Consider the following 14,203-nt stretch of genomic DNA (forward strand, 5'->3'; position numbering starts at 1 on the left):
GTGATCCGTCTCTTCGCTCAGAGCTTGCTGGCGACGAGGTTGACCAGGTCGGCGAGGCGGTTGGAGTAGCCCCACTCGTTGTCGTACCAGCCGACGACCTTGACCTGGTTGCCGATGACCTTGGTCAGCGGCGCGTCGTAGATGCACGACGCCGGGTCGGTGACGATGTCGGCCGACACGATCGGGTCGGTGTTGTAGCGCAGGTAGCCCTTGAGCGCACCGTCCGCGGCGGCCTTGTAGGCGGCGTTGACCTCGTCCACGGTGACGTCGCGGCCGACGGTGACGGTCAGGTCGGTGGCCGAGCCGGTGGGCACGGGCACGCGCAGGGCGTAGCCGTCGAGCTTGCCCTTCAGCTCCGGCAGGACCAGGCCGATCGCCTTCGCGGCACCGGTGCTGGTGGGCACGATGTTCAGCGCGGCGGCACGGGCGCGGCGCAGGTCCTTGTGCGGCGCGTCCTGCAGGTTCTGGTCCTGGGTGTAGGCGTGGATCGTGGTCATGAGGCCACGCTCGATGGTGAAGCTGTCGTGCAGCACCTTGGCCAGCGGGGCCAGGCAGTTCGTGGTGCACGAGGCGTTGGAGATGACGGTCTGCGAACCGTCGTACTGGTCGTCGTTCGCGCCCAGCACCACGGTGAGGTCCTCACCCTTGGCCGGGGCGGAGATGATGACCTTCTTCGCGCCACCCTCGTCGACGTGCTTGCGCGCGGCCGAGGCGTCGGTGAAGAAGCCGGTCGACTCCACGACGACGTCGACGCCGAGGTCCTTCCAGGGCAGCTTGCCGGGGTCGCGCTCGGCCAGGGCCTTGATGACCTTGCCGTCGACCGCGATGCCCTCGTCGGTCACGGTCACCTCGCCGTCGAGGCGGCCGAGGATGGAGTCGTACTTGAGCAGGTGGGCCATCGTGTTGACGTCACCGAGGTCGTTGAAGGCGACGATCTCGATGTCGTGCCCGCTGGCCTGAACGGCGCGCCAGAAGTTGCGACCGATGCGGCCGAAACCATTGACACCTACGCGAACCGTCACGGTGAGTCTCCTCGGTACTCGACTGGCGTTGTCCGCCAGGGGCGTGCAGTCATGGGCTGACCAGGCAGCCGAGAGCCAGCCTAGCCTCCGGCCTGCGTCCCTGGTCACGTGGACCACCAGGATCTCTTTATCGAACAAGAAAATCCAGCTTGACCGGCTTGTTACCTCTGGGTAACTCGGTCACGGGGGCTTCGTGACCCCGGAGTGCGGTCGTGCCGTGACCCGGCGCCGCGGTCGGCGGGTCCCAGCGTATGACGCTCGGTGCTCGAGTGCAGGATGCGCGTTGCGTGACGGAGGGTGGCCGTTCCGAGCGTTGAATTCAGGGGCCCTGAACGTAGGACACGCGCGTTCTGAACGTAGGACTCTCGCGACGCGAACGTAGGACACGCGGGTCCTGAGCGTTCGACACGCGGGTCCTGAAGGTTCGACACGCGCGGCGGTCTGGAGCGACGCGGCGTCCGCCTGGTAACGCTTCCCTGAACGGGCTACCTCCGGTACCACACGAACGGGTTAAGCTGCGCCGCTTTTGTCATCGACCGTGGTGGTGAGTTGTGGCGCTGGTCACCGAAGAGCCGTCCTCGGCGCGCGCGAACGGCGAGGCCCGCCCCGCCGTGAGGGTCGACATCCAGGGCATGCGCGCGCTGGCCGTCGGCCTGGTGATCTGCTACCACCTGCGCCCCGAGTGGCTGCCCGGCGGCTTCGTCGGCGTCGACGTCTTCTTCGTGCTCTCGGGCTTCCTGATCATCGGCACGCTCACCGGCGAGGTCCGGCGCACCGGGCGGGTCGGGCTGCTCGACTTCTACGCGCGCCGGATCCGCAGGCTGCTGCCCGCCGCCACGGTCGTGCTGCTGGCGGTCACGGCGGCGGTGATCGCGGTGCTGCCCCAGTCGCGGTGGCCGACCGTGCTGCGCGAGGTCCTGTTCTCCGCGGTCAACGCGCAGAACTGGCTGTTGGCAGTGCTGTCGAACGACTACGGGCACGCGACCGTCGGCGCGTCACCGGTGCAGCACTTCTGGTCGCTGGCCGTCGAGGAGCAGTTCTACCTGGTCATCCCGCTGGTGCTGCTGGTGGCGGCGGTTCTGGCGGCACGTCGGGGCGCGGGCCCGGTGCGATACGCGGTGGTCGCGGTCGGCGCGATCACGGTCGCGTCGTTCGCGTTCTCGGTCTGGTACACGCCGGTCGACCCGGGCGCGGCGTACTTCGTCACGCCGACCCGGATGTGGGAGCTCGGGATCGGCGGCTTGGCGGCGATGGCGCTGCACCGGCTGCGGCCGGGCCGGGTGGTCCGCGTGCTGCTCGGCTGGGGCGGTCTGGTGGCGGTGCTGGCGAGCGCGTTCTGGTTCACCACGGGCATGGCGTTCCCCGGCTGGATCGCGGCGCTGCCGACCGTCGGCACGGCCGCGATGCTCCTCGCCCGGGACGACTCGCTGGCCCGCGTGCTCGGCCTGCGCCCGCTGACCTACGTCGGCGACATCTCCTACAGCCTCTACCTGTGGCACTGGCCGGTGATCGTGTTCGTGCTCGAGTTCACCGGGCGCGAGGTGCTGGACCGGTACCAGGTCGTGTTCGCCGGGTCGCTGAGCCTCGTGCTGGCGGCGTTGTCGAAGCACTTCGTCGAGGACCCGTTCCGGCGGCGCAAGCGCGACCGCAGGCGCGTGACGTACGGGATCGGCGCGGCGATGGTCGCGGTGACCGTGGCGGTCGCGTCGGGTGGGTGGGCGTCGGCCGAGTCGACGCTGGCGGCGTTGCGCGGCAGGTCGGTGATCGACGCCGACCACCCCGGCGCGCTGGCGCTGGACCCGACCCGTCCGGTGCCCGCGCGGGCCGGCATCCCGCTCGCACCCGACCCCGCCGTGGCCGGGGAGGACGGGCCGCTCGGCGACCTGCCGGGCGATTGCAACGTCTACGACATGACCGCGGAGCCCTCGGCGTGCACGTACGGGGCACCCGAGGCGACCAAGACCGCGGTCATCGTCGGCGATTCGCACGCCGCCCAGTTCAGCAGCGCCCTGGCCGAGTTCGTGCGGCACGAGGGCGCCGGCCGGTGGCGGGTGAAGGTCGTCGTGCGCAACGGCTGCCCGTTCACCGCGGTGCCGCCGTCGGAGGCGGGCACGCCGCTGGCCGTCTGCTCGGACGAGAACCTGAAGAAGCTCGACCTGATCCGCGACCTGAAGCCCGACCTGGTCGTCACCGCCGCCATGTCGCCCGAGTCCTACCGCGCGGACCTGGACTGGACCTGGGAGTCGCCCGACCGCGCGGTCGAGGGTTACCGGACCATGCTCACCGCGCTGTCGGACGCCGCCATCCCGGTCGCCGTCATCCGCGAACTGCCCCGGCCGGCACGGCCGGTCGTGCCCTGCCTGGAACGCCGCCCCGACGACCCGGCCGACTGCGACACGCCCCGGGCGCGGGCCGTCGGCTCGGCGACCGACCCGCTGGCCGACGCCGCGACCGGTCTGCCGGGCGTGCGGGTGGTCGACCTGACCGACTGGATCTGCCGCGCCGACACCTGCCCGGCCGTGGTCGGCAACGTGGTCGTCTACCGCGACAACCACCTCACCGACACCTACGTGAGGTCCTTGGCCGACCCGCTCCTCGCCGCCCTGGGACTCCGCTGACGCGGCAGCCCTTCCGTCAGACCTCGGCCTCGAGCATGTCCGCCGTCACGGCGGACTCGGTGTCCGGCATGCCCAGTTCCTTCGCCCGCTTGTCCGCCATCGCCAGGAGTCTGCGGATGCGGCCCGCGACGGCGTCCTTCGTCATCTGCGGGTCGGAGAGCTGACCCAGCTCCTCCAGCGAGGCCTGCCGGTGCGCCAGCCGCAAAGCTCCCGCGGCGGCCAGGTGGTCGGGCGCCTCGGCGCCCAGGATCTCCAGCGCTCGCTGCACCCTGGCGGCGGCGGCGACGGCGGCCCGCGCCGAGCGCCGCAGGTTGGCGTCGTCGAAGTTCGCCAGGCGGTTCGCCGTCGCACGCACCTCGCGCCGCATCCGGCGCTCCTCCCAGGCCAGCACGCTGTCGTGCGCGCCGAGCCTGGTCAGCATCGCGCCGATGGCGTCGCCATCCCTTATCACCACGCGCTCCGCGCCGCGCACCTCGCGCGACTTCGAGCCGATGCCCATCCGCCGCGCCGCGCCGACCAGCGCCAGCGCCGCCTCCGGCCCCGGGCAGGTCACCTCCATCGACGACGACCGGCCCGGCTCGGTCAGCGAGCCGTGCGCCAGGAACGCGCCGCGCCACGCCGCCTCCGCGTCGCACACACCGCCCGAGACGACCGGCGCGGGCAGGCCGCGCACCGGGCGTCCGCGCGGGTCGAGCAGACCCGTCTGCCTGGCCAGGCCCTCGCCGTCCTTCACCACGCGCACGACGAACCGGGTGCCCTTGCGCAGCCCGCTGGACGTGATGGTGAACACGTCCGACTGGTGCCCGTACAGCTCGTGGATCTCGCGGCGCAGCCGGCGCGCCGTCGAGCCCAGGTCCAGCTCCGCCTCGACGACCACCCGGCCGCCCACGATGTGCAAGCCGCCCGCGAACCGCAGCAACGAGGCGACCTCCGCGCGGCGGCAGCAGGTCTTGGAGACGGCCAGCCTGCTCAGCTCGTCCTTCACCGCCGACGTCATCGCCACGGCGCCTCGCCTCCCCTGCTCGTCCGGTCTTCCTGGAGGGTTGTACTCGACGCCCCTCCGGTCTCGTCACCAGGGCCGGCCAACGCCCGGGTGATGCTCGACGCCAGCGCGGTCGGGTCGTGCCGGTCGGGCGCGCCGGCCACGGCGATGGGCGCGAGGTGCGCCGCAGCGCCGAGAGCTGCGGCGGCCCTGCGCAGCCGGTCCGGAACGGGCACCGCGTCGACGTCCGCGATCACCGCGTCGACCCGCAGGGCGGGCGCGTGCGCGCACAGGACGTCCAGGTGCAGCTCCGGCGAAAAGCCGTCGGTTTCCCCCGGTTGGGGGACGAGGTTGAGCACGACCACCTTGCGTGCCGAGGTGCGCACCAGGGCGTCGTGCAGCTCGGGCACGAGCAGGTGCGGCAGCACGCTGGTGAACCACGAGCCGGGCCCGAGCAGCACGACGTCCGCCGCGAGCACCGCCTCCACCGCCTGCGGGCAGCCGCGCGGCGCCTCGCCGGGGCCGCCCGGCCCGTTGAGCCGGATCCGTTGCACGCGGCCCGGCGTGGTGGCGATCGCGACCTGGCCGCGGATGCGGCGCACCACGTCGTCGTCATCGTCCAGCCCGGTGACGTCGGCCTCGATCGACAACGGCTCCGTGCACATCGGCAGCACGCGACCGCGCACGCCGAGCAGCCGTCCCGCCTCCTCCAGCACGGCCACCGGGTCGCCGAGCTGCTCCAGCAGGCCCGCCAGCACGAGGTTGCCCACCGCGTGCCCGGCGAGCGCGCCGGTGCCGCCGAACCGGTGCTGGAACAGCGTCGCCCACAACGCGCTGGAGGCGTCCGCGCCGGCCAGCGCCACCATCGCCTTGCGCAGGTCGCCGGGCGGCAGCAGGCCCAGCTCGCGGCGCAGCCGCCCCGACGAGCCGCCGTCGTCCGCGACCGTCACCACGGCCGTCACGTCGTCGGTCACCCGGCGCAGGGCGGTGAGCGTGGCGTGCAGCCCGTGCCCACCGCCCAGCGCTACCGCTGCGAAGCTCACTCGCGTCCCAGGTCCCGGTGCACGACCTTGACGGCCATGCCGTCCTCGCTGGCCAACCGGCCCGCGAGCTCCTCGGAGATGGCCACGCTGCGGTGCTTGCCGCCGGTGCAGCCGACCGCCAGCGTCAGGTACCGCTTGCCCTCGCGCCGGTAGCCGGCGCCGATCAGCCGCAGCAGCTCGTGGTAGCGGTCCAGGAACTCCTCCGCGCCCTCCTGCGTGAGCACGTAGTTGCGCACGTCGCCGTCCAGGCCGGTCTGCTCGCGCAGCTCCGGGATCCAGAACGGGTTCGGCAGGAACCGCACGTCCATCACCAGGTCGGCGTCCATCGGCAGGCCGTACTTGTAGCCGAACGACAGCACCGTGACGCGGGTGCGGGTCGCCGACTCCGTGCCGAACGTGTCCTCGATCTTGGCCCGCAGCTGGTGCACCGACAGCGCCGAGGTGTCCAGCACCAGGTCGGCTTCCTCGCGCAACGGCGTGAGCAGGACCCGCTCGGCCTCGATGCCGTCGGCCAGGCGACCGTCCGCCTGCAACGGGTGGCCGCGGCGCACCGACTCGAACCGGCGGATCAGCACGTCGTCGGTGGCCTCCAGGAACAGCACCTTCGGCTTGTAGCCGCGCGCGTCCAGGTCCTTGATCACCGCCGCCAGGTCCTCGGTGAACGCGCGGCTGCGCACGTCCATCACCACCGCGACCCTGGTGATCGCACCCCTGGCCTGAGCGCCCAGCTCCACCATGGTCGCGATCAGCTCGGGCGGCAGGTTGTCCACCACGAACCAGCCCAGGTCCTCCAGGCACTTCGCGGCCGTGCTGCGGCCCGCCCCCGACAGGCCCGTCACCACCGCGACTTCGATGCCGGACTTCTCGCCGGCCGGTGCGCTCACGTTCGCTCCCCTTCGGTACCCGCCGTGCTCAACGTCGCGTGCACGGCCTCCGCGGTGCGCCGGCCCACTCCGGGCACCACGCTGATCTCCTCGATGCTCGCCTCGCGCAACTTCTTCAGCGAGCCGAAGTGCTTCAGCAGCGCGGCCTTGCGCGTCTGCCCCAGTCCCGGCACGTCGTCCAGCGCCGAGGTCGTCATCCGCTTCGACCGCTTCTGCCGGTGGTAGGCGATGGCGAACCGGTGCGCCTCGTCGCGCACCCGTTGCAGCAGGTACAGGGCCTCGCTGGTGCGGGGCAGGATCACCGGGTCCGGTTCGCCGGGCACCCACACCTCCTCCAGCCGCTTCGCCAGGCCGACCACCGCGACGTCCGTGATGCCGAGCTCCGCCAAGACGTCGGAGGCTACCTGCGCCTGCGGCGCGCCGCCGTCCACCACCAGCAGGTTCGGCGCGTACGCGAACCTGCGCGGCTTGCCGGTCTCCGGGTCGATGCCGGGCGTCGGGCCGCCGTTGTCCTTGTTGTCGCGCAGGTACGCCTGGAAGCGCCGCCGCACCACCTCGGCGATCGAGCCGACGTCGCCCTGCTCGGCGCCCTCCCGCACGGCGAACCGGCGGTACTCGGACTTGCGCGCCAGGCCGTCCTCGAACACCACCAGCGACGCCACCACGTCCGTGCCCTGCACGTGGCTGACGTCGGTGCACTCGATCCGCAACGGCGCCGTGTCCAGCCCCAGCGCCTCCTGCAGCTCCTGCAAGGCCGCCGACCGGGCCGTCAGGTCGCCCGCGCGGCGCAGCTTGTGCTGCTGGAACGCCTCCTTGGCGTTGCGCTCCACCGTCTCCATGAGCGCCCGCTTGTCGCCGCGCTGCGGCACCCGCAGCGCGACCCGGCCGCCGCGCAGGCCCGACAGCCACTTCTCGACCGCCTCGGCGTCGTCGGGCAGCTCCGGCACCAGCACCTCGCGCGGCACGGGCGCCGCCTCCACGCCGCCGGCCCGCGCGGACTCGACCTGCTCGCCGTAGAACTGGGTGACGAACTGGTCCACCAGGCCCGTCACACCGGTCTCGTCGACCTTGTCGACCACCCAGCCGCGCTGGCCGCGCACCCGGCCGCCGCGCACGTGGAACACCTGGACCGACACCTCCAGGTCGTCCTGCGCGAACGCGACCACGTCGGCGTCCGTGCCGTCGCCGAGGACGACGGCCTGCTTCTCCAGGGCGCGCTTGAGGGCCGCCTGGTCGTCGCGCAGGCGTGCGGCCTTCTCGAACTCCAGCTCCTCGGCGGCGGCCGTCATCTCGCGTTCCAGCCGGCGCACCATCGAGTCCGTCTTGCCGGCCAGGAAGTCGCAGAAGTCCTCGACGATGTCGCGGTGCTGGTCCGCGTCGACCCGGCCCACGCACGGCGCCGAGCACTTGTCGATGTAGCCGAGCAGGCAGGGGCGGCCGATCTGGCCGTGGCGCTTGAACACGCCCGCCGAGCAGGTGCGCGCCGGGAAGACGCGCAGCAGCAGGTCGAGCGTCTCGCGGATCGCCCAGGCGTGCGCGTACGGGCCGAAGTAGCGCACGCCCTTGCGGCGCGGGCCGCGGTAGACGTGCAGGCGGGGGAACTCCTCGTGCAACGTCACGGCGAGCACCGGGTACGACTTGTCGTCGCGGTAGCGGACGTTGAAGCGCGGGTCGAACTCCTTGATCCAGTTGTACTCGAGCTGCAGCGCCTCGACCTCGGTGCCGACGACGGTCCACTCGACGCTCGCGGCGGTGGTCACCATCTGCCGGGTGCGCGGGTGCAGGCCGGCGATGTCGGCGAAGTAGGAGTTCAGGCGTTGGCGCAGGCTCTTGGCCTTGCCGACGTAGACCACGCGCCCGTTCGCGTCGCGGAACTTGTAGACGCCGGGTGCTTCGGGGATGGTGCCTGTCGCAGGGCGATAGGTCGACGGATCGGCCACCGGACAAGCCTACTGTGTTGGATTGCGCCGCCTCCGGCGTCGCGGGCGAGGTCGCCGGGAAGTGGGGGGGGGGGGGGGGGGGGGGCGGGCCGCGGGGGGGGGGGGGGCGCGGGGGGCCGCGCGCGCCCCACGCCCTGATTCCCGGCGATCGAAAAGCGTGATCGCCGGGAATCAGGACGCGAACGACCGACGCGACCTCGCGGGAGGTGGTGAGCGATCGACGCGACCTCGCGGGAGGTGGTGAAGGTCGACGCGACCTCGCGAGAGGTTCAGGCGGGGACGATCTGGCCGGCCTCGACCTTCACCGGGACCTCCTTCAGGCCCGTGGTGGCCGGGCCCTTCGTCACCTGGCCGTCCGCGGCGTTGAACGTGCTGCCGTGGTTCGGGCACGTGATCACGCCGCCCTCGGGCGGCGACACGGCGGTCCCCTGGTGGGGGCACGTGGCGTCGTAGGCCTTGACCGTCTCGCCGGTGCGGACCAGCACGAGCGGCTTGCTGTCGGTCGGGTTGCCCGCGATCAGGCCGCCCCCGTCGGGCACGTCGGCCAGCGCCGCGATGATCGGCGGCCCGGCCGGGGTGGTGCCGCCACCGCCGGGCGTCGTGCCGCCACCGGTCGGGGTGGTGCCGCTTGGGGTGGAACCGCTGCTGCACGCGGCCAGGCCGCCCGGCACCGCCAGCGCGACCAGCACGCCGCACAGCACCGAGCGGCGGGACAGCCCTGTCTTCTCCGTTGAACTCAAAGCAGGTCCTTTGCTACGTGGTGGGTGGTCGTTCGGCCACACAGGCAATACGACACCACGTGAAGCTGGGTTCAACACCCCAGCCCTTGGGACGGCTTCTTCAGGAAAGCAACACGTCCGGCCCGGACACCGCCACCGCGACCTCCGCCAACCCCCGCGGTGACGGGCCGGACAGCACCGCCCCGGTCGTCGGGTCGAACGCGGAGCGGTGCGTGGGGCAGCTGATCGTGCCGCCGGCGGGCGGGTTCACCGTCGTGCCCTGGTGCGGGCAGGCCGGGTTGAACGCCCGCACCTCCGACTCCGACGGCCTGACCAGCAGCAACTGGCCGTCCCCACCGACGTCGACCAGCGCGCCGGAGCCCACCGGGAGGTCGGCGAGCCCGGCCACGCGGTCACCCGCGCGGGCCGAGCCGACACCGGGCCGACGCGGCGGCGCGCCCGAGCCGCAGGAGGTCAGGGGCACACCGGCGGTCAGGGCGAGCAGTCCGCACAGCAGCGTCCGTCGGTCCACCCGCCCATCTTCGCCTACTGGTCCTTCGCGACCGCCGTCCGGGCCAGCGCCAGCACCGCCGTGAACGGCGGGAACCAGTGCCGCGAGTGCGACGGCGGGTTCGCCCACCTCAGCGACCCGTACCGGGTCATCGTCGGCGGCAGCGCGATGCGCTGCGGCGAGCGGACGAACTGGACCTCGGCGGGCGCCTTCAGGTGCGTGGGCAGGAGGGCGACCAGCTCGGCGAGGAAGATCCAGTGCTCCCGCGGGCCGGGGATGACGGTGACGGGACCGGCGAGCATCCGGGCCTTGAGGTCGGCCAGGACGCGCGAGCCGATGCGGGCGGGCATGGCCAGGGCGGTGGTGGCGGGTCCCAGCGGCAGGAAGACGCCCTGCTCGGTGACGGAGACCTTCCAGCCCAGCAGCCGGTAACCCGCGATCGCCTCACCGAGTGCCTGCTGGTGCGCGCGGTCGCGTGGTCCGTATCGCGGGCCGTTGTCGGCGGTGGTGGCGGCGGTGATGCTCATCGGCGGAGGTCCCTCCCCGGTCGGGTGGAGTGGGCGGCGTGCGCGGGCCGCGGGGGTCGTCCCGGCACTGGCACACACGCAGCGTCGGCCCGATCGGGACGTTTCACCACACCGTTATCGGGTCGGATCCATGCACCGGACGAATCGCCCGTATCCACCACCTGGCGTCACAGGGGCTCCGACCAGGGGCCCACCCCGCCTTATGCAGGAAATGCATGGACTCCTGATCACATCTCTATACACTGGTGAGCACGCTCAGTGACGGGAGCGAGCCATGGAACGGAAAGCTCGAAGAGCAGCCAGTACCAGGCGCGCATGCCCGACGTGCGGGGCGCTGATCGCCGCCGACAACACCGACCGGCTCTGCCAGCGTTGTCGCCGCAACGCGCGGACCGAGCTCTACGGACCACCCGAGGTACCCGGGGACTTCTGGGACCACGAGGTGATGGCCGCCGCGTTCTCCGACCGGAACATGGGCGCCCTCCTCGCCGCCTACCGGCACCACCCCCAGCACGTCAGTCGCGTCACCCAAGACCGCATGGCGTCCTGGCTGGGGATCTCCCAGGCGCAGCTGTCGCGGTACGAGACCGGTGAGAACCCGATCGACCGGATCGACCGGCTGCGCCACTTCGCGCGGGCGCTCGGCGTGCCGGCCGACCGGCTGTGGTTCGACCGGGTCGGAATCCCAAGCCAGGCGGACGCCGATCGCGGCGCCCCGCCCGATGTGCTCGCCGCGGCGTGGGACGCGTCGAGCATTGCCAGATCGGTCGAGGAGACGGCGAGGAACGACTTGGCGATCAGCAGACGAGCGGCGCTCACCGGAGCCGCCGCGGTGGCGATGGGTCCCGCACTGGTCGAACCGTTGCAGAAATGGCTCCACCCCTTGCAGCCCCTGTCCAAGTGGTCGTCCAGCGCGGCGATCAGCGAGGAGGAGCTGGCGGCGTTGCAGCGCGTCGCCGACGGGCTGCGCGGGTGGGGTGGCCGAGGCGGGTACGGGTTGGCGCGCAAGGCGGTGCTCGGGCAGTTGGAGGAACTGGCCGAGCGGTTGTCGCGGGCGCCGGCGGGCCCGACCACGGAACGGGCCTTCTTCATCGGGGCCGAGCTGTCCAAGGTGGCGGCGAGCATGTCGTGGGACGCGGGCATGCACGACGCCGCGCAGCGGTACTACGTGCTCGGGGTCCGCATGGCGAAGGCCGGGCGCAACGACCCGTTCGCCGCCCTGTGCCTGGCGGCGATGGCCAGGCAGATGTTCGACCTCGGCCGGCCCGAGGACGGTTTAGAGCTGGTCCAGCTGGGCCAGTACGGCACGCGGCGCAACGCCACCCCGACGTTGCAGGCGCTCCTGCTGACCCGCGAGGCGTGGGCCTACGCGCAGATGGGTCGGGTGCGGGAGTTCCACCGGGCGGTCGGGCAGGCGCAGGACAGCTTCGCGCAGCGGCGGCCCGGTTCGGACCCGTGGTGGCTGGACTCATTCGACGAGGCGGAGTTGGAGGGCGTGATCGGCGCCCGGATGAGGGACCTGGCCGGGCACGACCCGAAGCAGGCGCCGATGGCGGAGCAGCACATCCGGCGAGCGCTCGACCTGCGCGACCCGGCGAGGGTGCGCAACCGGGCGTTCGACGTCATCGGGCTGGCCCGCACGAAGATGGTGTCGGGTGAGCCCGAGGAGGCGTGCGGGCTGATCCAGCAGGTGCTGCCGACGGCGGCGGGCCTGGCATCCGGGCGGGTGGTGCGCAAGCTGCAGGACTTCGCCAAGGAGGCCGAGCGGCACCGCGACCTGGCCGTCGTGCGCGACACCCGTGAGGCGATCCGCGGGGTCCGGACGGCCTAGTGATGCGGGTGGGGATCACCGGGCACAGCAAGCTGGCGCCCGATTGCGTCGACGCCGTGCGAGAAGCCATCCGCGCGGCGTTGGAGGCCGAGGCGTCGGGCGGGTCATCCCTGGTCGGGGTGACCTGCCTGGCGCCGGGCGCGGACCAGCTGTTCGCGCGGGTGGTGCTGGAGCTGGGCGGCCGGGTCGAGGTCGTGCTGCCCGCGATGGACTACCGGGAGAAGCTGAAACCGGAGAAGCGGGCCGACTACGACGAGCTGCTGGCCCAGGCGCACGTGGTGAGCGTGCTGCCCAACGAGCTGTCGGGACGGCACGCCTACGTGATGGCGAACGAGCGGATGCTCGCGTCGGTGGAGCTGCTGATCGCGGTGTGGGACGGGCAGCCGCCGGACGGGCGCGGCGGCACGGCGGACGTCGTGGAGACGGCGCGCGCGTCGGGCGTGCCGGTGGTGGTCGTGTGGCCGGAGGGCGCACGACGCGGCTAGGACGCGGACAGGAGCTGTCCGCGTTGGCCGGCAGACTGCGGCTCATGCTGGAGACCTCGGCCCGTCTGCTCAAGCTGCTGTCGTTGTTGCAGGTGCGCCGCGACTGGACCGGAGCGGATCTCGCGCGACGCCTCGGCGTCGACGTCCGGACCGTGCGGCGCGACGTGGACAAGCTGCGCACCCTCGGCTACCCGGTCAACGCCGCGCCGGGCGTGTCGGGCGGCTACCAGCTGGGCGCGGGCGCCGAGCTGCCGCCGTTGTTGTTGGACGACGACGAGGCCGTGGCGGTCGCCGTGGGGTTGCGCACGGCGGCCAACGGCAGCGTGGCGGGCATCGAGGAGACGTCGGTGCGCGCGTTGGCCAAGCTGGAGCAGGTGCTGCCGTCCCGGCTGCGGCGGCGGGTGAACGCGCTCCAGGCGCACACCGTCGCGTTGCCGACGCGCGGGGCGCAGGTCGACGCGAGCACGTTGACCGCCATCGCCATCGCGTGCCGCGACCACCAGCGGCTGCGGTTCCCCTACGCCGGGCGCGACGGCGACACCCGCCGCCACGTGGAGCCGCTGGGCCTGGCGCACACCGGGCGGCGGTGGTACCTGGTGGCGTGGGACGTGGACAAGGCGGACTGGCGGACGTTCCGGGTGGACCGGATCGAGGGGGAGCCGTCCCTGGGCGCCCGCTTCACGCCGCGCGAGCCGCCGGCGGAGGACCTGGCCGCGTACGTGGCGCGGCGGCTGTCCGTCGCGCCGCACCAGCACCTGGCCCGGCTGATCATGCACGCGCCGTACGACGTGGTCGCGGCACGCACCGCGTACGGCCCGATCGACCTGGAGCGGATCGACGACGAGCGGACCCGGCTGACGGTCGGCGCGGCGGCGTTGGAGGACGTCGGCCCGTGGATCGCGATGATCGGCGTCGACTTCGAGGTGGAGGGCCCGGAGGAGCTGAGGCAGCACCTCCGGGCCACCGCCGAGCGCCTGCTCCGCGCCGCCGGTCCGTGACGCCTACGCCGTGCCCGGGAACCGCAGGAGGATCTCCCGACGGTCCTCGACGTGCTTGGCGACGACGGTGTCGACCGTGACGTGGTCGACGTCCGACGCGTACAGCTCGTCCGGTGAGGTGGCGTCCAGGCGGAGGAAGTCGTCCAGGTCGGGCGACAGGCCCCACACCGCGTAGCCGTCGTCCTGCACTTGCACGGACGTGCCGACGGGCAGGGACCGCTTGGCCTCCCCCCAAGCGCGGGTACGGGCCTCGGCCTCCGCCAGCACGCACGGAACGAACCCCGCCGGCGGGCGGTAGTGGTGCCGCACGACGTAGTGGTACACCAGGTTCGGCGCCGCGTAGACGACGCCGTCCGGACCGGGAACCCGGATCTCCGCGCTGCCCAGCGTGAGCAGGTCCTCCTCGAACGGCTCCCGCACCGGGTACGCGGCTCCCGGTCCGCACAGCTCACAGCCGTGCCACCCGCGCGTGACGTGGACGAGGTGGTACCGGACCAGCACCGCCAGCGCCTCGACCAGGCCGGGTTCCGGTTCGCCGACCTCGAACCGCGACTCCCGGCCCAACCACCCGACGTTGACCGTCGGTGCCGTCTCCCCGCTCCAGTACTCGTAGGGCGTCAGGTCTTCGTACGTCGTCATGTGG

Annotated in this window: 13 protein-coding genes; 4 read left to right on the top strand and 9 right to left on the bottom strand. The window is 72.6% G+C overall.

The window, feature by feature from the left end:
* Positions 1 to 17 precede the first annotated feature (17 nt).
* Entirely contained in the window at positions 18 to 1,022 is a 1,005-nt protein-coding gene (gene gap, locus LNK82_RS23535) for a type I glyceraldehyde-3-phosphate dehydrogenase (RefSeq protein ID WP_230569162.1), read from the bottom strand.
* A gap of 551 nt (positions 1,023 to 1,573) precedes the next feature.
* Here gap and LNK82_RS23540 point away from each other — a divergent pair.
* Positions 1,574 to 3,640 (top strand): acyltransferase family protein, encoded by a 2,067-nt coding sequence (locus LNK82_RS23540; RefSeq protein ID WP_230569163.1) that lies wholly within the window; start codon positions 1,574 to 1,576, stop codon positions 3,638 to 3,640.
* Between the two features lie 16 nt (positions 3,641 to 3,656).
* Here LNK82_RS23540 and whiA read toward each other — a convergent pair whose 3' ends face one another.
* The 7 genes from whiA to LNK82_RS23575 all read right to left on the bottom strand — a co-directional run bounded on the left by whiA (position 3,657) and on the right by LNK82_RS23575 (position 10,246).
* Complete coding sequence (gene whiA, locus LNK82_RS23545) at positions 3,657 to 4,643, bottom strand: DNA-binding protein WhiA (protein ID WP_230569164.1); 987 nt, start codon at positions 4,641 to 4,643, stop codon at positions 3,657 to 3,659.
* Complete coding sequence (locus LNK82_RS23550) at positions 4,634 to 5,665, bottom strand: gluconeogenesis factor YvcK family protein (RefSeq protein ID WP_230569165.1); 1,032 nt, start codon at positions 5,663 to 5,665, stop codon at positions 4,634 to 4,636. Before LNK82_RS23550 ends, whiA begins: the two co-directional genes overlap by 10 nt.
* On the bottom strand, positions 5,662 to 6,519 hold the full coding sequence (rapZ, locus tag LNK82_RS23555; RefSeq protein WP_053721427.1) for an RNase adapter RapZ: 858 nt from the start codon (positions 6,517 to 6,519) through the stop codon (positions 5,662 to 5,664). The genes LNK82_RS23550 and rapZ overlap by 4 nt, the downstream gene beginning before the upstream one ends.
* Before the next feature lie 26 nt (positions 6,520 to 6,545).
* Positions 6,546 to 8,489: an excinuclease ABC subunit UvrC gene (gene uvrC, locus LNK82_RS23560; RefSeq protein ID WP_230569166.1), complete on the bottom strand. Its 1,944-nt coding sequence runs from the start codon at positions 8,487 to 8,489 to the stop codon at positions 6,546 to 6,548.
* 269 nt (positions 8,490 to 8,758) lie between these two features.
* A complete protein-coding gene (locus tag LNK82_RS23565) occupies positions 8,759 to 9,229 on the bottom strand; it encodes a Rieske (2Fe-2S) protein (protein WP_230569167.1) in 471 nt (156 codons plus the stop codon).
* A gap of 100 nt (positions 9,230 to 9,329) precedes the next feature.
* A complete protein-coding gene (locus tag LNK82_RS23570; protein ID WP_230569168.1) occupies positions 9,330 to 9,740 on the bottom strand; it encodes a Rieske (2Fe-2S) protein in 411 nt (136 codons plus the stop codon).
* 14 nt (positions 9,741 to 9,754) lie between these two features.
* On the bottom strand, positions 9,755 to 10,246 hold the full coding sequence (locus tag LNK82_RS23575; RefSeq protein ID WP_073894610.1) for a hypothetical protein: 492 nt from the start codon (positions 10,244 to 10,246) through the stop codon (positions 9,755 to 9,757).
* A 274-nt stretch (positions 10,247 to 10,520) separates the two neighbouring features.
* On the opposite strand from LNK82_RS23575, the gene LNK82_RS23580 reads away from it, so the two are divergent.
* From LNK82_RS23580 to LNK82_RS23590, 3 genes are read left to right on the top strand one after another with little or no spacing between them, the layout of a single operon-like run.
* A complete protein-coding gene (locus tag LNK82_RS23580; RefSeq protein ID WP_230569169.1) occupies positions 10,521 to 12,077 on the top strand; it encodes a helix-turn-helix domain-containing protein in 1,557 nt (518 codons plus the stop codon).
* Positions 12,078 to 12,079: 2 nt separating this feature from the next.
* A complete protein-coding gene (locus tag LNK82_RS23585; RefSeq protein ID WP_230569170.1) occupies positions 12,080 to 12,562 on the top strand; it encodes a hypothetical protein in 483 nt (160 codons plus the stop codon).
* A gap of 44 nt (positions 12,563 to 12,606) precedes the next feature.
* Entirely contained in the window at positions 12,607 to 13,560 is a 954-nt protein-coding gene (locus LNK82_RS23590) for a helix-turn-helix transcriptional regulator (RefSeq protein ID WP_230569171.1), read from the top strand.
* A 3-nt stretch (positions 13,561 to 13,563) separates the two neighbouring features.
* Here the strand turns inward: LNK82_RS23590 and LNK82_RS23595 are convergent, their stop codons facing one another.
* The gene (locus LNK82_RS23595; protein ID WP_230569172.1) at positions 13,564 to 14,199 is read right to left on the bottom strand and encodes a DUF7919 family protein; all 636 of its coding nucleotides are present in this window, start codon (positions 14,197 to 14,199) and stop codon (positions 13,564 to 13,566) included.
* Positions 14,200 to 14,203: the final 4 nt, after the last annotated feature.

Source organism: Saccharothrix luteola (assembly GCF_020859565.1).
GTDB lineage: Bacteria > Actinomycetota > Actinomycetes > Mycobacteriales > Pseudonocardiaceae > Actinosynnema > Actinosynnema luteola.

Excerpts from the sequence above, each read along its gene's own strand:
- LNK82_RS23580 (WP_230569169.1), top strand. The coding sequence starts at position 10,521 with ATGGAACGGAAAGCTCGAAGAGCAGCCAGTACCAGGCGCGCATGCCCG.
- LNK82_RS23585 (WP_230569170.1), top strand. The coding sequence starts at position 12,080 with ATGCGGGTGGGGATCACCGGGCACAGCAAGCTGGCGCCCGATTGCGTC.
- LNK82_RS23575 (WP_073894610.1), bottom strand. The coding sequence starts at position 10,246 with ATGAGCATCACCGCCGCCACCACCGCCGACAACGGCCCGCGATACGGA.
- LNK82_RS23590 (WP_230569171.1), top strand. The coding sequence starts at position 12,607 with ATGCTGGAGACCTCGGCCCGTCTGCTCAAGCTGCTGTCGTTGTTGCAG.
- LNK82_RS23595 (WP_230569172.1), bottom strand. The coding sequence starts at position 14,199 with ATGACGACGTACGAAGACCTGACGCCCTACGAGTACTGGAGCGGGGAG.